Origin of the sequence: Geminicoccus roseus DSM 18922, from assembly GCF_000427665.1 — a bacterium.
Classification (GTDB): domain Bacteria; phylum Pseudomonadota; class Alphaproteobacteria; order Geminicoccales; family Geminicoccaceae; genus Geminicoccus; species Geminicoccus roseus.
The window spans coordinates 4,831,051-4,850,412 of the sequence record NZ_KE386572.1; the positions used below are offsets into that span (position 1 = coordinate 4,831,051).

Sequence of the window (19,362 nt, forward strand, 5' to 3'; positions counted from 1 at the left end):
CCGGTTAGTTCACGGTGCCGGCCGTGATGCCGGACGAACACGGCCGTGTGCATCGAGCCGCCCAGATGGACGCGCCGCATCGAGGACTCTGGACCGATGACATCTCCAGGCCTTTCCCGCCCACCTCAAGCTGCCTCCGGTCAGCGTAGCCGCGACCAAGCTACCCTCAGCGTCCGGATCCCGTTGGGTCGCTCCCATGATCTCGACGGTTCCAGAGCAGCGATGGGCTGTCGGGCTGCAGCTTCGCGCGGTCACGGCCGAGCCGGCCATCCCTGCTCCGGGCGAATGCCTGAGGGCTTTTCACGAAAGAGCCGAAGGACGCGACGGAATTGTGGTTCAGGGCGGGCTGCAAGTCGGCCTGTCCATCCCATGCTGCGGACTGCCTGCCGCTGAAGTCGGACCATGCTTCAGTAACGCGCTGCTCACGCCAAGTTGATCGCTGGCATGGCCGATCAGGCGGCTTGGGGCAGGAGTGTTTCTTGTGGTTTGGCCTGCGTCCTGCCATTCCTCGCAACACCACGACTGGTAGATCGTCAATCCGAGTGAGGAACCGCAAGTAAAGGTCTAATAACGCCTGTTTCTCATTCGCAGATCCACGACTTGCGCCGATGTTTCTCGGGCTCAAGTGGCCAGCTGCGATGGGGATCGACTTTCCTCGCTGGAGCAGATCAGGGCTGTTCGCGCGGGGATCTTCGGTCTGAAGCCCGTCGAGTTCCTTCCGCACGTCTCCGCTTCGGTGAGGTCGGCTCTCCGACCTCCTGGTCAATCTCCCCTCGAATCCCATCACAGGACACGTTCATGGCGCTGATCTATGGCACTCCCGGTGACGAAAAGGACCCGCCGATTCCCGGTACGCCGGAAGCGGACGAGATCCATGCCCTGGACGGCACCGACCGGATCAAGGGCGGCGATGGCAATGACCTCCTGTTCGGCGAGGCGGGCGATGATCTCCTGCTGAACGGCGAGGCCGGCGACGACGTCATCTTTGGCGGCGTGGGCGACGACACCGGAATGTACGGGGCCGGGGGCGACGACACGATCGACGGCCAGCACGGCAACGACGACATGTATGGCAACAACGGCGACGACGTCCTGCGCGGCGGCGACGGCCTGGACCGCATGTTCGGCGGTGACCGCGACGACGTCATCATCGGCGGCGAGGGCGATGATCGCGCCTATGGCGGGAGTGGCAGCGACATCATCTCGGGCGGCGGCGGCAACGACCGCGCCTGGGGCGATCGCGACGCTGCCAACCTGCCGCCCACGGAAGGGGGATCCGACCGGATCTTCACCGGTGACGGCGACGACCTGATCTATGGCGAGTTCGGTGACGACAACATCGACGGCGGCAGCGGCGACGACCTGATCTATGGCGGCAGCGTCGAACTGCTGACCGAGACGGGCAACGACGTCGGCACCGGCGGCGACGGCAACGACACGATCAACGCCGGCGACGGCGACGACCGCTTCTTCGGTGCGGTCGGCGACGACATCCTCAACGGCGAGGCCGGCAATGACGGCCTGTTCGGCGGGCTCGGCAACGACACCGTCGATGGCGGCGATGGCAACGACGAGCTGGACGGCAAGCAGGGCGACGACACCCTGCTGGGCGGGCTCGGCGACGACCGGATGACCGGCGGCGACGGCAACGACATCCTGGACGGCGGCGACGGCATCGACACGCTGATCGGCCAGGGCGGCAACGACACCATGACCGGTGGTGCTGGCGCCGACACGTTCGTGGTGCTGCGCGCCGAGGGCGAGGCCGACACCATCACCGACTTCGAGGTGGGATCCGACCTGATCGCGCTGCGCGGCCCGGACAACACCGTGCAGAACGCCATCGCCAACGCGACCGTGGTCGACGGCAGCACCGTGCTCGATCTCGGCCTCAACCACACCGTGACGCTCACCGGCGTCACCGGCGTGGACACGAGCTGGTTCGGCTGAACGTTCCGGCATGACCTTTTGAGCCAGGTCCCCAGCCGTCCTGCGGCTGGAGGCCGTTTTTCCTATCCCGATGCCATGGCGACCGGCCGGACCTAGACGCGCAGGAGCCGGCCACTTGCAGCGACGCCCAGCAACAGGACGGCGATGGCCAGGAACGCTGCAGGCAGGCTGACGACGTGGGCGACCAGCCCGATCGCAGCCGGACCGGCCAGGATGCCGGCATAGCCGAGCGTGGTGATCGCTGGCACGGCAACATGCTCCGGCATGACATCCTGGCGACCCACGGCGCTGTAGAGCACCGGCACGATGTTGGAGCAGCCCGCACCGACCAGGGCCCAGCCGGCAAGGGCAGCTTCCCAGGCCGGCACCAACGTGGCGACTGCCAGCCCGGATGCGGCCAGCAGCCCGCCCAAGGTGATCACCAGCTTGCCGCCCAGCCGCCGCACGATCGAATCACCCAGAAGGCGGCCGACCGTCATGGTCAATGCGAACACCGCATAGCCCAGTCCGGCATGGGACGGCTCGACCCCGCTCACGCTGGTCAGGAACACCGCGCTCCAGTCCAGCACCGCGCCCTCGGTCAGGAAGGTGATGAAGCAGAGAATGCCGATGAACAGTACCACGCCATGCGGGATCGCAAACGGTGGACCATCGCCGCTGCCACCGTAGCGAAGCAAATGCGGGGTTGCCGTGATGGTGGCGGCCAGGATCACGGCGACCACCGCCAGGATCGCCGCCAGCGGCGAGGCGCCAAGTGTCAGGAGCAGGCTGACCCCGCCTGCCCCCAGGATGCCGCCGACGCTGAACAGGCCGTGAAAGCCGGACATCATCGCCCGGCCGCTGGCCCGCTCGACGATCACCGCCTGGATGTTGATCACGCAGTCGAGCCCGCCGACGCCGGCGCCGAAGGCGAACAGGGTGGCCATCAGCAGTGGAAAGCTCGAGATCGTCGCCAGGAGCGGCAAGGTCAGGCAGATCAGCGCCGTCGCCAGCAGGAGGACCAGGCGGCAGCCGAACCGAGCCGCCATGGCGCCCGCGATCGGCATCGCCAGGATCGAGCCGCCGCCCAGCCCCAGGAGCAGCAGGCCGAGCGCACCCTCGCCCAGCCCGGTGCGCTCTTGTGCGAACGGGACCAGCGGCGCCCACGCGGCCATGGCAAACCCGGCGACGAAGAAGGTGATCCGCGTCGAAAGCTGTTCCGGTGGCCCGGGAAGGACCGGAGCGCGGATATGGACCGAAGCCATCGGAAACGCCTTGGGACGAGATGAAGGAACAGGCGCCACTGCGCGCCACGGTTGGCACGGGCAGCAATGCGTACGCCCAGTCCTGACGGGCGGCGGCGATTCCGGCAATGGGACACGGCGCCAAGGCCGGAAGTATCATCTTAGGCAGCATCGCCAGCCTCGCACTGCGGGATGGCCCGCCGCCAAAGCCACGGGCACATACTCCCACGAAGCTATGCCCTGTTGCGCTGGTTGAACGTCAGGGCTGCCCGCCACCACCGGCGGCACCGTAGACTTGGCCGGTGGCATAGCTTGCATCGCTGGCGGCGAGCTGCACATAGATCGAGCCGAGTTCCGCCGGCTGCCCGGGCCGGCCGAGCGGCGTCATGCTGCCAAAGCTCACCAGCTTCTCCTGGGTCGCTCCGCCGCTCACCTGCAATGGCGTCCAGATTGGCCCCGGCGCCACCCCGTTGACCCGGATGCCCTTGGGAGCGAGTTGCTTGGCGAGGGAGCGCACATAGTTGGTCGTGGCTGCCTTGGTCTGCGCGTAGTCGTAGAGATCGGCGGAGGGATCCGTCGCCTGCACCGAGGTGGTGCCGATGATCACCGAGCCCGGGCGCAGATGCGGCAGGGCCGCCTTGATGATCCAGAACGGCGCATAGATGTTGGTCTTCATCGTCCAGTCGAACTGCTCGGTGGAGATGTCGAGGATCGACGGGTTGGTCTGCTGGCGCGCGGCGTTGTTGACCAGGATGTCGAGGCCGCCCAGAGCGCGTACCGCTTCGGCAACCAGTTCCTGGCAGAACTGCTCGTCGCGCAGGTCGCCGGGGATGGCGCGTGCGACGCGGCCTTCCGCCTCGATCAGCCCGACCACCTCCTTGGCGTCCGGCTCCTCGTCGGGGAGATAGTTGATCGCGACATCCGCCCCCTCGCGGGCGAAGGCGATGGCAGCGGCGCGCCCCATGCCGGAATCGCCCCCGGTGATCAGCGCCTTGCGCCCGGCGAGGCGGCCTGATCCGCGATAGCTCGTCTCACCATGATCGGGCCTGGGCTCCATCTTGCCGGCCAGGCCGGGCCATGGCTGCGACTGCTCGGGGAAAGGAGGCTGCGGGTATTTCGTTCGCGGATCCTGAAGCGGCTGCGCTGCCGGAGGCTCGGTAGCCGCCTGGGCAAAGGCTGGCGCGGCTGCCGCCGCAAGCGTGATGCCCGCACTGCCGACGATCTGCCGGCGCGAGATGGAGTTGCCGTCGTTCATGTCGATGTACCGGTCGCATGGGTTGTGCTGGCACAACGCGCCTGCAGCGACCCCGTTGCACCTCAGGGGCAGAAAAACAGACCGCTCCACGAGCAGCGGGACAATGCAGGAAGATGAGGCGCTGATCGTGCAGCCCATGATGATCGGTGCGTACGTGGCAAAATGGACCTTCGGATGCAGCCCCATTCATTCGTGCACAGGCGAATTCACTACATTTTATATGTATATATGAAATCTACATCTATGATATTGCGCTTCGGCAATGATGTGTACTTGCATGTTCAAGCCCAAGATCCGGCACAACAATGGTGTGAAGCTAGGGGACTTGCTGGGTCAGTTGTTGGGCGAGGCCGTCTTTGCGCAGCCCCGGCACCACTCGCATGGGTAGCAGACACAGCTGGACCGGATCCGGTTGAGGGGCCATCTCGGTGTTCGGGCCAAAGCCGGTCGTGCGCCATGAAGCTTGACCACGGTTGCCGAACATTGTTGGCGCGGGCATAGCCGTGCGGCCGCGGCGGGGACGACCCTGCCGCAGATGGCCTAGTCTATTCCGGGGACGACCCCGAACGACGCTTTGGAAGATGCGTGATGTCGTGGATCGTCCTGTTCTTCGCCGGCCTCTTCGAGATCGGCTGGGCGGTAGGCTTGAAGTATACCGAGGGCTTCACCCGTGTCGTGCCGACCGTCCTGACGGTGGGGTCGATGGTCGTCAGCCTGGCGCTGCTCGGCCTGGCGCTGAAGAACCTGCCGCTGGGCACCGCCTACGCCGTCTGGACCGGGATCGGCACGGTCGGCACAGCCTTGCTCGGGATCTACCTATTCGGCGAAGCGGCCACGGTGGCCCGGCTGCTCTGCATCGGGCTTATCGTCAGCGGGATCGTCGGGCTGAAACTGGTGCACTGACCTCCGGACCACCGACTGCCCGGGATTGCCCGGTAGCGCCTCGCGTGGTCTGGTCGCCACCGACCGGATCACCTGTCCGGCCCAGGCGGCTTTCTTCCGTCCGGGATGACGGCTGGGAGCCGCCTTGTCCGAACTTCTTGGCATGGCCGCGGGCGTCGGCTCCGCTGTCATCGGTGGCACCGCCATTACCGGCATCCGCTATCTGGCTCCGTCCACCGACCCGTTCACGCTGGCCGCGATCCGTTTCGGTATCGGGGTCTGCATCCTGCTGCCGATCGCCTGCCTGAAGAACGAGCGCTGGCCGGCCCTGCGCGACCTCCCGGTGGTGGCCGGGCTGGGTCTCCTGTTCTTCGTTCTGTTCCCGGTGATCCTGAACGGAGCGCTGATCTGGACCACCGCGGGTCGTGCCGCTCTCACGCTGGCTACCCTGCCGCTGCTCACCATGGCGGTGGCGGCGCTGATGGGCGCAGAGCCATTCACCGCGCGCAAGGCCGTGGCCGCGGTGATCGCGTTCAGCGGCGTCGCCGCGGCGCTGGCGGGAGGCTTGCGTGCCGTCCCGGCGGGTGCCTGGAAGGGCGACCTCCTGATGCTGGGCGGAGCCCTTTTCCTGGCCTTCTACAACATCTGGTCGCGCAAGTTCATCGTGCGGTCTGGCCCGCTCCGGTTCACCTCGGTCGGCATGGGCGTGGCGGTCCCGGTCCTGCTGCTGGCGGCATGGATGGTCGACGGGTTCGCCTCCGTGGCGGCATTCGACCGGACCAAGGCATGGGCGGCGGTCTATGTCGGAGTGTTCGGCGGTGCTGCGGCCTACTGGCTCTGGGCCGAGGCGATTGCACGAACCACCCCCACCCGGGTCGCCATGGCCATCACCATCAACGCGGTCGCCGCCAGCGCCGCGGGCGCCATCGCTCTGGGCGAGCCGATCGGCTGGTCGCTGGTGCTGGGGATCGCTGCCGTGGCGGTGGCAATCGGCCTGGCGACCCGGCCGGACCGGACGTAAGCGCGCAGGCCGCACCACCCCGGCTTGCCCGATCATATGCACTATGCTTTATATCCGCTGACCACGCGGGCGGTTGTCCCGGCTCCTGTCCACGGCCCATGGCCGACGAGCGACGAACGAAGACCGCGCCGCCACCAGACCGGAATCCTGAAGAAAACCATGGCTCAGTTCACCGATTACAAGGTCGCCGACATCGGCCTCGCCGCCTGGGGTCTGCGCGAGATCCTGCTCGCCGAGAAGGAGATGCCCGGCCTGATGGCGCTGCGCGCCGAGTACGGCGACAGCCAGCCGCTGAAAGGTGCGCGGATCGCCGGCTCCCTGCACATGACCACCGAAACGGCGGTGCTGATCCGCACGCTCAAGCATCTGGGCGCGTCGATCCGCTGGTCCTCCTGCAACATCTTCTCCACCCAGGACCAGGCCGCCGCGGCGATCGCCGCCGAGGGCGTGCCGGTGTTCGCCTGGAAGGGCGAGACCGAGGAAGAATACGAGTGGTGCCTGCGCCAGACCATCAAGGGTCCGGACGGGTGGACGCCGAACATGATCCTGGATGACGGCGGCGACCTCACCCTGGTCATGCACAACGAGTACCCGGAGCTCATGAAGGAGGTGCGCGGCATCTCCGAGGAGACCACCACCGGCGTGCACCGTCTCTACGACATGGCCAAGGCCGGCAAGCTGCTGGTCCCCGCCATCAACGTGAACGACAGCGTCACCAAGTCGAAGTTCGACAACCTGTACGGCTGCCGCGAGTCGCTGGTCGACGGGATCAAGCGCGCCACCGGGCTGATGATGGCCGGCAAGGTCGCGGTGGTGGCCGGCTTCGGTGACGTCGGCAAGGGCTCGGCCGAGAGCCTGCGCTCGCAGGGTGCTCGTGTGGTCGTCACCGAGATCGACCCGATCTGCGCGCTGCAGGCGGCGATGCAGGGCTACCAGGTCCTGACCATGGATGAGGCGGCGCCGCTCGGCGACATCTTCGTCACCGCGACCGGCAACATCGACGTGATCACCATCGACCACATGCGGGCGATGAAGGACTCGGCGGTGGTCTGCAACATCGGCCACTTCGACTCCGAGATCCAGGTCGCGGCGCTGCAGAACTACAAGTGGGAGGAGGTCAAGCCGCAGGTCGACGAGATCGAGTTCCCCGACGGCAAGCGGATCGTGCTGCTCGCCAAGGGCCGGCTGGTCAATCTCGGCTGCGCCAAGGGCCACCCGGCCTTCGTGATGTCGGCGTCCTTCACCAACCAGGTGCTGGCGCAGATCGAGCTCTGGCAGAATGCCGACAAGTACGAGAACAAGGTCTACACCCTGCCCAAGCATCTCGACGAGAAGGTCGCCGGGCTGCACCTCGAGAAGCTGGGCGTGAAGCTCACCAAGCTCAACGAGCAGCAGGCAGCCTATATCGGCGTGACCCAGCAGGGCCCGTTCAAGCCCGAGCACTATCGCTACTGATCGAGGCGCTCCCCTGAGCGAGGCTCTCGTCCTCGACCTGCCGAGCCTGGCCGCGACCCACCGGCTCGCGGCCAGGCTGGCAGGCGTCCTGCGGCCAGGCGACCTGGTCGGCCTTTCCGGCGACCTCGGCGCCGGGAAGTCGGAGCTGGCCCGTGCCGTGATCCGGGCGCGCGCCGGGGCCGAGATCGAGGTTCCCTCGCCCACCTTCACCCTCCTGCAGATCTACGAACTGCGGGATCTCCTGATCGGCCACGCCGACCTCTACCGCCTGGGCGATCCGGACGAGGTCCGGACCCTCGGGCTGGAGGACGTGGTTGAGCGGGGCGCCCTGCTGGTCGAATGGCCGGAACATGCCGAGCACCTGCCGGGCGACCCGTTGATGCTGACCCTGCAGGAGACGGAGCGGCCGAATGCGCGGCGGCTCCGGATCGACGCCTCGGCCGGCTGGGCCGACCGGATGCGGACGCTCCAGCCTTGAGCCGCCCCGAACGCCTTTCCGATTTCCTGGCGGGGACGGCCTGGGCCGGCGCACGCCGGCAACCGCTGACCGGCGACGCCTCGCTGCGCCGCTACGAGCGGCTGCAGGACGGCCCCTCGCCGGCCCTGCTGGTCGATGCGCCCCCGCCGGAGGACACGGCGTTGTTCGTCCGGATGGCCGGCTGGCTGCGGGACCAGGGCCTGCTGGCGCCGACGATCCACCAGGCCGATGAGGAAGCGGGCTTCCTGGTCGTGGAGGACCTGGGCGACAGCCTGCTGGCTCAGCTGTGCCATGCCCGGCCGGAACAGGAGAAGCCTCTATACACCAGCGCCTGCGACGAACTGCTGCGACTGCAGCGGGCCAGGGTACCGGCCTTCCTGCCGGCCTACGACGACGACTTCTTCCTGTTCGAGATCGGGATCTTCACCGAGTGGGCGGCCGGGAGCCTGACGGAAACGGCACGCGCCGATCTGCTGGCGCTCTGGACCGGGATTCTGCCGCTCGCCCGGGTCGGCGCGGACGTGGTGATCCACCGGGACTTCCACGCGCTCAACCTGATCCAGGTCGGCGAGCGGTTCGCCCTGATCGACTTCCAGGGCGCGCGGATCGGGCCCGCCGCCTACGACCTGATCTCGCTGCTGGTCGACGCCCGGCGGGACGTCGCCGACGACGCGGCTGCGGCTGTTGCGATGCGCTACCTGGAAACGCGGCCGGAACTGGACCGGGACGCCTTCGCCGCCGCCTGCGCCATCATGGCCGCGCAACGGACCACCAAGATCCTGGGCCTGTTCCGCCGGCTGGCGAAGCGCGACGGCAAACCGGCCTATCTGGACCTCCTGCCAAGGGTGCAGGGCCAGCTCGAACAGGCGCTGGCCCATCCGGTGCTGGCGCCGATCCGGGACTGGCATGGACGCCACGGGTTCGGTAGCTGAGGCGGATGAGCCTCTGGACCATTCCCTTCACCACCGCGTTCCTGCCTGCCCTGGTGTGCGGGCTGGATGCCATGTTCGGCGAACGGCTGGAGGAGGCCCTGATCCTGCTTCCTTCCCGGCGCGCCGTGCTTGCCCTCCGCGAGGCGCTGCGCCCAGCCGATGGTTCCACGCGGCTGTGCCCGCGCATTCAGCCGATCGGCGAGGTCGAGGAGGATGCCCTCCTGCTGGATCCGCTGAGCGCGCTCGATTTGCCTCCGGCGATCGACCCGGTCCGGCGCCGGCTCCTCCTCGCGCGCCTCGTGCGCAAGGTGGAGGAAGCCTCCGGGCACACCCCCAACGTCGATCGCTCGATGCGGCTGGCCGGCGACCTCGCCCGCTTCCTGGACGAACTGCAGACCGAGGAGATCGAGCCCGGCGGCCTGGAGCGGCTCGTGCCGGAAGACCTGGCCGAACACTGGCAGCGCACGCTCGCCTTCCTCAAGATCCTGGAACAGGCATGGCCGGACCTGCTGGCCGCCGAGGGCCGGGTCGATCCGGCCAGGCGCCGGCGCCTCCTGCTGGAGGCGCAGGTGCGCAACTGGCAGGAGCAGCCGCCCGCCTTCCCGGTGATCGTGGCCGGGGTGACCGGCACCATCCCGGCGGTGGCGCGGCTGATGGAGACCGTGGCCGCCCTGCCCGAAGGCCATCTGGTGCTGCAGGGGTTCGACAGCCATGCGCCGGCTGCGGCCACGCCGACCCATCCTCTGGCGCCGCTGGCGACGCTGCTGGAGCGGATCGGCGCAGATCCCGCCGAGGTACGGCCCTGGCCGGGCGCCAGAGCAGCCAGGCCACGCGAGCTTCTCGCCAGGCGTATCGGCGAGGTCCTGCCCGACGGCGACGATCTTCCCGCCGCTGCGATCCAGGGACTGACCATCGAGACCTGGCGCGAGCCGGCCGCAGCGGCGGTGTCGACGGCGCTGCACCTCCGCCAGGCAATGGAGGAGCCGGACCGGACCGCCGCCCTGGTCACCACCGACCGCAACTTCGCCCGCCGGGTCGCGATCGAGCTCTCCCGCTACGGGATCGTGGTCGACGACAGCGCCGGCACGCCTCTCGACCAGACGCCTCCCGGCAGCCTCCTGCTGCTGGCCGCCCATGCCGCCGTGGAGGCGTTCCCGCCCGCGGCTCTGCTGGCGCTGCTCAAGCACCCGCTGACCCGGGGCGGCAGCGACCAGGGCCGCTTCCGGCGGATGGTGCGGGCGCTGGAGCGGGGCGTACTGCGCGGGCCTCGCCCGGCCGGCGGGCTGGACGGCATCCTGGCGATGCTGCGGGACCCGGACAGCCGCTGGTCCGCACCGGTGGCGCCTGAGGTCCTGGCGGAGTGGTTCGGCGGGTTCGCCGCGGCGGCAGCTCCCCTGGCCGAACTGCTGAGCGCATCCGAACCGGCTCCGCCTGCCGAGGTGCTGCGCCGCCATCTGGCCTTGGTGCGCTGGCTCACCACCGACGAGGACGGCAGCGACGCTGAGTTCTTCGCGCGTGAGGCCGGCGCCGAGATCGCCCAGTTCCTGCCGAGGCTGGAAGCGGCCTTAGTGGACGAGGACCCAATGCCGCCCTCGGCTTGGCCGGCGCTCCTGGCGGTCCTGATGGCGGAGATCCCGGTGCGTCCGCGCAGGCCGCGCCACCCGCGCATCGCGATCCGCGGGCGCTTCGAGGCACGCCTGCTCGACGCGGACCGGGTGGTGGTGGCCGGCCTGGACGAAGGTGCCTGGCCGGAGGACACCGATGCCGGCCCATGGCTGAACCGGGCGATGCGGCAGACCCTGGGCCTGCCGCCGGTGGACGCGAAGATCGGCGTGGCCGGACACGACCTGCTGGGCCAGTTCGCCGCGGAGGAACTTGTCCTGGTGCGCTCCAGGCGGGATCCTACCGGGAGCCCGACCACGCCATCGCGCTTCCTGGTACGGCTGGAGGCAGCCCTGCGCGGGCCGGACCTGCTGGCCCAGGCGCAGGCCGGCCCAGAACGCGCGGCGCTGGTGGAGCAGCTTGATGCCAGCCATCCGGCGACCCGGCGAATCGAGCGGCCCCGGCCGCAGCCGCGCCGCTCGGCGAGGCCCACCGAGATCTGGGCCACCGAGGTCGAGACCCTGCTGGACGATCCCTATCTCTTCTACGTCAAGAAGATCCTGGGCCTGCGCGAGCTGGAGCCGGTGGACGCGCAGGCGGGCGCGGCCGAGCGCGGCAACGCCGTGCATCATGCCATGGAGGCGTACGTGCGCGCCTGGCCGGACCTGCTGCCGGCAGCCCCCTTGGAGGAATTGCGCACCCAGGGCATGGCCGCCTTCGCCCGGTTCGCCCACTATCCCCAGGTGACGGCGCTGTGGTGGCCGCGCTTCCTGCGCGCGGCAGAGATGGTGGTGCAGGCGGAGGTCGCCCGCCGCTGCGAGGGCATCCAGGTCCTGGCCGAGCGCAGCGGTGCCTGGCCGGTCCTGCTCGGCGAGCGGCGGGTCGAGCTGAAGGCCAAGGCCGACCGCCTGGAGCGTCTTCCCGATGGCCGGGTCAGGATCGTCGACTACAAGACCGGCCAGATCCCATCGGCGAGGGACGTGGCCGGGCTCCGCCGCCCGCAGATCCTGATCGAGGGGCTGATCGCCCGCAACGGCCGGTTCGGCCATCTGGCCAACTGCGAGGTCGCCGAACTGGCGCTCTGGAGCCTGGCCGGGCGCGGTGCCTTCGACACGACCCTGAGCGACGACCTCGCGACCTGCCTGGACCAGCTGGAAGAGAACATCGTCCGGCTGCTGGCCTGGTTCGACGATCCTGCCAATCCGTTCGTCGCGGTGGCCAAGGCCGAGGTCGCGCGCCGCCAGGATGGCTACGATCACCTGTCCCGGGTCGCGGAATGGACCGCGGAGCCGGAGCGGCCGGCCGGTACCGAGGACCTGCCATGAGCTGGAAGCTGCCGCCGCCGCCCACGCCCGCCCAACGCGACGCCGCGGATCCCACCTGCTCGGTCTGGGTCACCGCCAACGCGGGCACCGGCAAGACCCGCGTGCTGGCCGACCGGGTCCTGCGCCTGCTGCTGGCCGGCAGCCCGCCCGACACGATCCTGGGCCTGACCTTCACCAAGGCGGCCGCCGCGGAGATGATCGAACGAATCGAGGCGCGTCTGGCCGCCTGGTCGGGGGCTGCCGAACCGGAACTTGTCGCGGACCTGGAGGGGGTGCTCGGCCGCGCGCCGACCAGGGACGAGATCAGGGGCGCCCGTGGCCTGTTCGACCGTGTGCTGGACCTTCCGTCCGGCCTGTCGATCTCGACCATCCACAGCCTCGCCTCCTCGCTCCTGCGCCGGTTCCCCCTGGAAGCCGGTGTGTCGCCGCATTTCTCGGTGATCGACGAGCGGACCGCTGCGGAGCGGCTCGCGGCCGCCAAGGCGGCGCTGTTTGAAGCCGCGTCGGTCGAGGGGTCGGCCATGGCGAAGGTGGTGGGCAGGCTGGCCGAGCGGTTCGCCGACCAGACTATCGACGACGCGATCTCCGAGGTGATCCGGCTGCGACGCCACCTCCTCGAACTGGGCGGCGGTGACAGCGGGACCGACCGGATCCTGGCTGCGGTGGCCAAGGCACTCGGCGCCGGCCGAAGCCGCACGGAACTTCTCGTCCAGGCCTGCGCCGATGCGGCGTTTGAGCGGAATGGGCTTCTCAAGGTCCAGGCGGCGCTGGCGACCGGGAGCAAGCTCTACCTGGCGCGGGCGGAGCGGCTGGACAGCTGGCTGAAGGCGGCCGATGCCGGTGCGCGAGCAGCAGGCTGGAGCGCCTATGCCCGGGCCTGGACCACGGCGGACGGCGGCCCGATCAAGGACATGCTCACGGCCGCCATGAAGAAGGCCGACCTGGCGCTGGCCGAGCACTGCCGGGTGGAGCAGGAACGGGTCCTGGCCGTCCAGGAGGAACTGGTTGCCCTGGAATGCGCCGAGGTCACCGGGGCGGTGCTGGCCGCCGGGATGTTCGCCATCGCCCATGCCGAACAACAGAAGGCGTTCGAGGGCGAGCTGGACTATGACGACCTGATCGCGCTCGCGGGCCGCCTCCTGGCCGACAGCTCGGTGCGCGACTGGGTGCTCTACAAGCTGGACGCCCGGATCGACCATGTGCTGGTCGACGAGGCGCAGGACACCAGCCCCGCGCAATGGGCAATCATCGAGCGGCTGGTCGAGGATTTCTTCACCGGCGAGACCGCGGGCGGGCGCAACCGGACGCTGTTCGTGGTCGGCGACGAGAAGCAGTCGATCTACGGCTTCCAGGGCGCCGACCTGGCTTCCCTGCAGGAGGTGCGCGCCCGGCTGGAGGCCAGGGCGGCCGGCGCCGGCCGGCCGATCCGCACGGTGGTCCTGGACACCTCGTTCCGCTCCACCGAGGCGGTGCTGGAGGTGGTCGACCAGGTGTTCCTGGCCGAGGATGCTCGTCCGGGCGTCATGGCGGATAACCTGGTCATGCGCCATGCCACCAGCCGGGGCGGTGCGCCCGGCCTGGTGGGCGTCTGGCCGCTGGCTCCCGGCGACGACCGGATGACCTACGATCCCTGGCAGCCGGGCACGCGGCCAGACCTGGTGGAGACCGGGCAGCAGAAGGTCGCCAGCGCGATTGCGACCTTCATCCAGAACAGCCTGGCGAGGCGCCTGCCGCTGGATTCGTCGGGCCAGCAGCTGCGTGCCCAGGAATTCCTGGTGCTGGTGCGCAAGCGTGGCCGGATCCAGGACCTGGTGATCCGGGCCCTGAAGCGGCGCGGCATCCCGGTGGCGGGTGCCGACCGGTTCACCCTGGTCGAGCATCTGGCGGTGCGCGACCTGCTGGCGCTGGGCGCGGTACTGGCGCTGCCCGAGGATGACCTCTCGCTCGCCTGCGTGCTGAAGAGCCCGCTGATCGAGCTCTCCGAGGACGACCTGTTCGCGCTGGCCCATGATCGTGGCAAGACCAGCCTGATCGAGCGGCTGCGCGCCTTCGCCGAAAGCGGCGGCGAGCGGTTTGCCCAAGCCTATGGCCGGTTGCGCGAGTGGATCCGCCGGGCCGACTTCATGCCCCCTTATGAGCTGTTCTGCCACGTCCTGGGCACCAGCGGGGCGCGCGAGCGCTTTGTCGAGCGGATGGGGCGCGAGGTGGTCGAGCCGCTTGAGGCATTCTTGGGCGAATGTCTTGCCTACGAGCGTGGGCACCCAGCCTCGCTGTCCGGCTTCCTGCACTGGCTGGCCGCCTCCGATGCGCAACTCAAGCGCGACCCGGAATCGGCCCGCGACGAGGTCCGGGTGCTCACCGTGCACGGCTCCAAGGGCCTGGAGGCCCCGGTGGTGATCCTGGCCGATGCCGGACCGGGCGGCGGCGGCCGCCAGGGAAGCCTGATCCGCGACCCGGAAAGCGGGCTGGTCTTCCTGCGCGGCAGCAAGGGCAGCCGGCCGCCGCTGGTGGAGCGGCTGGTCGAGGCCGAGGCCCGACGCGACGAGGAGGAAGCCCGGCGGCTGCTCTATGTGGCGCTGACCCGGGCGCGCGACCGGCTCTACCTGGCCGGCTGGGGCGAGGAGAGCGACAAGGGCGAGCCTTCCTGGCATGGCCGGGTTCGCGCCGCCCTGGAGGCAGCCGGCGGCGCCGAGCGCGGCGTCGACGCCGTGGGCGCGCTGCTGGGCGGGGAGGTGCTGACAAGGCGGCGCGGTGACCCGGGACCGCCCGTGGCGGTCCCTGCGGAGGTTCGGGCCGCGGCGACGGCCATGCCGGAGCCGTCCTGGCTGCGCACCAGCGCCCGAGCCGAGCCTGCCACCGCCCGCAGCCTGGCGCCATCCCGTGCGGGTGGCGACGATCCGCCGGCGCGAGGTGCCGGGCTGGCGGCGCGGGCATTCGGCCTGCATGCCCACCGGCTGCTGCAGATCCTGCCCGAACTGGACGAAACACAGCGCGACCCGGCCCTGGACCGCTACCTCGCCCGGGTGGCCACCGACCTGGAGCCGGACATGCAGGAGCGGCTGCGCGAGCAGGTCCTGGCCGTGCTGGCCCATCCCGACCTGCGCCCGCTGTTCGGGCCAGGCTCCCGGGCCGAGCAGGCGATCACCGGGACGATCGCGGGCGTGGCGGTCAACGGCCAGATCGACCGGCTCGCGATCGGCATCGACGCGATCCACCTGGTCGATTTCAAGACGGCGCGCCTGCCGCCGGACCGGGTCGAGGACACGCCTGTCGCCTATCTGCGCCAGCTTTCCGCCTATGCGGCCCTGCTGGAGCGGCGCTTCCCGAATCGGCCGATCCACGCCTCCCTGGTCTGGACCGACACGCTCTCGGTGGTCCCGCTGCCGGTAGAGCTGCTCCGTCGTCACCTGCCAGTCCCGCTGGACGCGGGTCTGCCATGACGTGGGCGCGAACTTGACGCGGCGCATCGGCGACACCTAGTTGAGTGCCAGGAATGCGGCCCCTGTCGGGCCGCGATCGCGAGGCATCGATCATGGGCGTACAAAAGACGACCGACGTCGAGTTCGACACCGATGTGCTGAAGGCGCAGACGCCGGTCCTGGTCGACTTCTGGGCGGAATGGTGCGGCCCCTGCCGCTCGATCGCGCCGCACCTGGAAGATCTGCAGAACGAGCTGGACGGAAAGATCCAGGTCGTGAAGGTCAACATCGACGAGAACCCCCTCACCCCAACCAAGTACGGCGTGCGCGGCATCCCGACCCTGATGATCTTCAAGGACGGCGAGCTGGCTGCAACCCGGGTCGGTGCGATGCCGAAGTCCAAGCTGGTCGAGTGGGTGCACGACAGCATCTGACGGGCTTGGCGGGCAGCTTGCTTTCCGCCTAGGTGGAGGCAGGCCCGCCGGCTGTCACACATCCTTCAAGGAGACGGGCCGGCGTCGGGCGACCGACGCCGGCCGCTTCACATCATGCACCCGCTCGTCCAGACCTTTTTCGACGAACACCCGCTGGTCGAACATGCCGACCTGCTCCTGCCCGACCTCGTGGGGATCCCCCGCGGCAAGCGGATCCCGAAGGCTGACCTGCTCTCGGCGCTGGAGGGCGGCTCGATCTTCACCAGTTCGCTCTACAGCCTGGACACGACCGGCTCCAACGTCGACCGCTCCGGCCTGGTCTGGGAAGAGGGCGATGCCGACCGGCCGCTCCGCCTGGAGCCGAAGACCCTCCGGGTGGTGCCCTGGCGCCACGCCTCCTGCCAGGTGGTGGGCGAGCTTACCGATCATGACGGCAGCCCGTTCCCGTATAGCCCGCGCACGGTCCTGGCCAAGGTGGTGGAGCGGTTCGCGGCCTTCGGGCTTACGCCCTGCGCCGCCCTGGAGTTCGAGTTCTACCTGGTCGACAAGGCGCTGAACCGCGACGGGTTCGCGATGCTGCCGCACCTGGACCGGCTGGGCCGGCCGGCCCGTGAGGGCGAGGTCTGGACCCACGAGACCCTGGATGACTTTGACGATTTCTTCGAGCGGGTCGAGCAATGGTGCGACCAGCAGGGGCTGCCCTACAAGGGCGTGGTCTCGGAATACTCGCCCGGCCAGTTCGAGGTGAATCTCGGCCACGGCACCGACATGCTCCAGGTCGCCGATGAAGGGATCATGTTCAAGCGGCTGATCAAGGCCGCGGCGCGCGCATCCGGCCATCGCGCCACCTTCATGGCGAAGCCCTTCCCCGAGATGGCCGGCTCCGGCTTTCACGTCCATGTCAGCCTGCTCGATCGGGACGGCCGCAACGTGTTCAGCGAGGTCGAGGGCGGCGAAGCCACCATGAAGCGCTGCATCGCCGGGATGCAGCGCCTGCTCGGCCCCTCCATGCTGGCCCTGGCGCCGAACGCCAACAGCTACCGGCGCTTCCGGCTGCTTTCCTACGCGCCGACCACCGGAACCTGGGGCTGGAACAACCGCACCGTGGCGTTCCGGATCCCGGCCGGCTCGGCCAAGGCCCGGCGGATCGAGCACCGGGTCGCCGGGGCGGACGCCAACCCGTACCTGGTGCTGGCCTCGGTCCTGGCCGGAATCCTGGACGGGCTGGAGAAGGGCGGCGATCCGGGCAGGCCCGTGGTCGGCAACGCGTATGAGCAGATCCCCGCCTCAATCCCGATCACCTGGGAGGACGCGATCGAGGCGATGGAAAACAAGTCGCCCCTGCACGACTATTTCGGCGCGGAGTTCTGCCGGGTGTACTCGACCTGCCGCGACGTCGAGCGGGAACGCTTCGTGATGCGGATCACGCCGACCGAGTACGAGTGGTATCTGTCGATGGTCTAAGCTCGTGGTGAAGCACCTTCGCGGACGGATCTTGCCATCCATGGCAGGTGAAATCTGGGTGTCACACTCAGCCCGAGTGCGGCCGAGGCCCGGGACACTCCTGAGGATCACGCTCAAGCTGCCGTCATGATGCCGCGCTAGCTTCAATCCCTTCGGGCGAGCCGCATCCCAGATCGCTGCGGTGCGGCTCGCCAGGGAACTGCCAGTCCATGCGTTAGCGCCCCGCCGCCCTCGCCTCCTCGCGGATCGTCGAGAGCGAGCGGGCGGGGGTGAGCGCCTCGGGGTCCTGGATCAGGTGGAGGAGGGCCGGGCCGGGGGCGGCCAGCGCTTCGTCCAGCGCCGCGGGGAACTCCTCGGTGGCGCGGACGGTGGCGCCATGGGCGCCCATGGCCCGCGCCATCGCGGCGAAGTCGGAGTTCTTCAGGGCGGTGCCGGAGACGCGGCCGGGATGCTCGCGCTCCTGGTGCATCCGGATGGTGCCGTACATGCCGTTATCGACCACGAGCACCAGCAGCTTCAGGTTCTCCTGCACGGCCGTGGCCAGTTCCTGGCAGGTCATCATGAAGCAGCCGTCGCCGGCGAACGCGACCACCCTCCGGGACGGATCGGCGACCGCGGCGGCGACCGCGGCCGGCAGCCCGTAGCCCATCGAGCCGGAGGTCGGGGATAGCTGGGTGTGCGCCAGCCGGTAGCGCCAGAAGCGCTGCACCCAGATGGCATAGTTGCCGGCACCATTGGTCACGACCGCATCGGCCGGCAGGTTCGCCTGCAGGTGCTGGACGACCTTCGACATGTTGAGGGCGCCGGGCGCCTCGACCGGCTCGGAGAACGCCATGTAGCGGGCGTGCAGCGCTTCGGTCTCGGCCGCCCACGGCCGCTCGCGCACCGGCGGGTGGCCGGACAGGGCCTGGGCGGTGGCGGACAGGTCGGCACAGATCGCCAGGTCGGGCTGGTAGACATGGCCGAGTTCGGCCGGGTCGGGATGGATCTGCACGAAGATCTGCCCCATGCGCGGGACGTTCAGCAGGGTGTAGCCGGCCGTGGCAGTCTCCGAGAGGCGCGAGCCGAACGCGATCAGGAGGTCGGCATCCTTCACCCGCTGGGCGAGCTTCGGGTCGGGTCCCAGGCCGACCGCTCCCGCCCAGCAGCGGTGCAGGTTGTCGAACAGGGACTGGCGGCGGAAGCCGCAGCCGACCGGCAGATCGTTCGACGCGATCCAGTTCTCGAGAGCAACGCGGCCGGCGGTGGTCCAGTCGGAGCCGCCCAGGATCACCAGCGGGCGCTCTGCCTTCGCGAGCAGGCCATGCAACTGGCCGATGGCGTGCGGGTCCGGATGGTGGGCCACCGGCAAGGCGCGGATCCCGTCCTCGACATCGATCCGGTCGATCAGCATGTCCTCGGGAAGGACCAGCACCACCGGGCCGGGCCGGCCGGCCATCGCGGTGCGGAACGCGCGGTGGACATGTTCGGGCAGCCTCGCCGCGTCGTCGATCTCCAGGACCAGCTTGGCCATGCCGCCGAACAGCAGCCGGTAGTCGACCTCCTGGAAGGCGTCGCGGTAGCGGGCGGCGCGCTCGATCTGGCCGACCAGCAGCACCATGGGCGTGCTGTCCTGCTGGGCGACGTGAACGCCGGACGCGGCGTTGGTGGCGCCGGGGGCGCGGGTGACGAAGCACACGCCCGGGCGGCCGGTGAACTTGGCATGAGCTTCCGCCGCCATCGCCGCCCCGCCCTCCTGGCGGCAGTTGACGAAGCGGATGGGGCTCTCGATCAGCGCGTCCAAGGCTTCCAGGAAGCTCTCGCCCGGCACCCCGAAGATCGTGTCGACCCCCTGGATCGCCAGCTGGTCGATCAGGATCCGGCCGCCGCTGCGCATTGCCATCGTGCTTCGCTCCCCGCTTGCTCGCTTCCACTCCCAGTGG

The 19,362-nt window shown here is 69.4% G+C and carries 13 protein-coding genes; 10 read left to right on the plus strand and 3 right to left on the minus strand.

Annotated elements, in window-relative coordinates:
* The first annotated feature begins 798 nt into the window (after positions 1-798).
* Positions 799-1,950: a calcium-binding protein gene (locus GEMRO_RS35765; protein ID WP_051329411.1), complete on the plus strand. Its 1,152-nt coding sequence runs from the start codon at positions 799-801 to the stop codon at positions 1,948-1,950.
* A 92-nt stretch (positions 1,951-2,042) separates the two neighbouring features.
* Here the strand turns inward: GEMRO_RS35765 and GEMRO_RS0123845 are convergent, their stop codons facing one another.
* Together GEMRO_RS0123845 and GEMRO_RS0123850 are read right to left on the minus strand one after the other, a co-directional pair.
* A complete protein-coding gene (locus GEMRO_RS0123845) occupies positions 2,043-3,194 on the minus strand; it encodes an MFS transporter (protein WP_027136026.1) in 1,152 nt (383 codons plus the stop codon).
* Positions 3,195-3,432: 238 nt separating this feature from the next.
* Positions 3,433-4,428, minus strand: a complete 996-nt coding sequence (locus GEMRO_RS0123850; RefSeq protein WP_027136027.1) for an SDR family oxidoreductase — start codon at positions 4,426-4,428, stop codon at positions 3,433-3,435.
* A 588-nt stretch (positions 4,429-5,016) separates the two neighbouring features.
* Here GEMRO_RS0123850 and sugE point away from each other — a divergent pair.
* The 9 genes from sugE (at position 5,017) to GEMRO_RS0123900 (ending at position 17,440) form a co-directional block, all read left to right on the plus strand.
* Positions 5,017-5,331 (plus strand): quaternary ammonium compound efflux SMR transporter SugE, encoded by a 315-nt coding sequence (gene sugE / locus GEMRO_RS0123860; protein ID WP_027136028.1) that lies wholly within the window; start codon positions 5,017-5,019, stop codon positions 5,329-5,331.
* 124 nt (positions 5,332-5,455) lie between these two features.
* Complete coding sequence (locus tag GEMRO_RS0123865; RefSeq protein ID WP_027136029.1) at positions 5,456-6,331, plus strand: DMT family transporter; 876 nt, start codon at positions 5,456-5,458, stop codon at positions 6,329-6,331.
* Positions 6,332-6,490: 159 nt separating this feature from the next.
* Positions 6,491-7,786 carry an adenosylhomocysteinase gene (gene ahcY / locus GEMRO_RS0123870; protein ID WP_027136030.1) on the plus strand — a complete coding sequence of 432 codons (1,296 nt, stop codon included), beginning with the start codon at positions 6,491-6,493 and terminating at the stop codon, positions 7,784-7,786.
* Between the two features lie 46 nt (positions 7,787-7,832).
* The gene (gene tsaE, locus GEMRO_RS0123875; RefSeq protein ID WP_276202856.1) at positions 7,833-8,264 is read left to right on the plus strand and encodes a tRNA (adenosine(37)-N6)-threonylcarbamoyltransferase complex ATPase subunit type 1 TsaE; all 432 of its coding nucleotides are present in this window, start codon (positions 7,833-7,835) and stop codon (positions 8,262-8,264) included.
* Positions 8,261-9,196 carry an aminoglycoside phosphotransferase family protein gene (locus GEMRO_RS31495; RefSeq protein WP_051329412.1) on the plus strand — a complete coding sequence of 312 codons (936 nt, stop codon included), beginning with the start codon at positions 8,261-8,263 and terminating at the stop codon, positions 9,194-9,196. The genes tsaE and GEMRO_RS31495 overlap by 4 nt, the downstream gene beginning before the upstream one ends.
* 5 nt (positions 9,197-9,201) lie before the next feature.
* Complete coding sequence (gene addB / locus GEMRO_RS31500; RefSeq protein WP_051329413.1) at positions 9,202-12,123, plus strand: double-strand break repair protein AddB; 2,922 nt, start codon at positions 9,202-9,204, stop codon at positions 12,121-12,123.
* On the plus strand, positions 12,120-15,563 hold the full coding sequence (addA, locus tag GEMRO_RS0123890; protein WP_027136032.1) for a double-strand break repair helicase AddA: 3,444 nt from the start codon (positions 12,120-12,122) through the stop codon (positions 15,561-15,563). Before addB ends, addA begins: the two co-directional genes overlap by 4 nt.
* 92 nt (positions 15,564-15,655) lie before the next feature.
* Complete coding sequence (trxA, locus tag GEMRO_RS0123895) at positions 15,656-15,976, plus strand: thioredoxin (RefSeq protein ID WP_027136033.1); 321 nt, start codon at positions 15,656-15,658, stop codon at positions 15,974-15,976.
* A gap of 114 nt (positions 15,977-16,090) precedes the next feature.
* The gene (locus GEMRO_RS0123900; protein ID WP_027136034.1) at positions 16,091-17,440 is read left to right on the plus strand and encodes a glutamine synthetase family protein; all 1,350 of its coding nucleotides are present in this window, start codon (positions 16,091-16,093) and stop codon (positions 17,438-17,440) included.
* A 214-nt stretch (positions 17,441-17,654) separates the two neighbouring features.
* Here the strand turns inward: GEMRO_RS0123900 and GEMRO_RS0123905 are convergent, their stop codons facing one another.
* The gene (locus tag GEMRO_RS0123905; protein ID WP_027136035.1) at positions 17,655-19,316 is read right to left on the minus strand and encodes a thiamine pyrophosphate-binding protein; all 1,662 of its coding nucleotides are present in this window, start codon (positions 19,314-19,316) and stop codon (positions 17,655-17,657) included.
* Positions 19,317-19,362 lie beyond the last annotated feature (46 nt).

Coding starts and splice junctions, on each gene's coding strand:
- GEMRO_RS35765 (WP_051329411.1), top strand. CDS start 799: ATGGCGCTGATCTATGGCACTCCCGGTGACGAAAAGGACCCGCCGATT.
- GEMRO_RS0123845 (WP_027136026.1), bottom strand. CDS start 3,194: ATGGCTTCGGTCCATATCCGCGCTCCGGTCCTTCCCGGGCCACCGGAA.
- GEMRO_RS0123850 (WP_027136027.1), bottom strand. CDS start 4,428: ATGAACGACGGCAACTCCATCTCGCGCCGGCAGATCGTCGGCAGTGCG.
- sugE (WP_027136028.1), top strand. CDS start 5,017: ATGTCGTGGATCGTCCTGTTCTTCGCCGGCCTCTTCGAGATCGGCTGG.
- ahcY (WP_027136030.1), top strand. CDS start 6,491: ATGGCTCAGTTCACCGATTACAAGGTCGCCGACATCGGCCTCGCCGCC.
- addB (WP_051329413.1), top strand. CDS start 9,202: ATGAGCCTCTGGACCATTCCCTTCACCACCGCGTTCCTGCCTGCCCTG.
- addA (WP_027136032.1), top strand. CDS start 12,120: ATGAGCTGGAAGCTGCCGCCGCCGCCCACGCCCGCCCAACGCGACGCC.
- trxA (WP_027136033.1), top strand. CDS start 15,656: ATGGGCGTACAAAAGACGACCGACGTCGAGTTCGACACCGATGTGCTG.
- GEMRO_RS0123900 (WP_027136034.1), top strand. CDS start 16,091: ATGCACCCGCTCGTCCAGACCTTTTTCGACGAACACCCGCTGGTCGAA.
- GEMRO_RS0123905 (WP_027136035.1), bottom strand. CDS start 19,316: ATGCGCAGCGGCGGCCGGATCCTGATCGACCAGCTGGCGATCCAGGGG.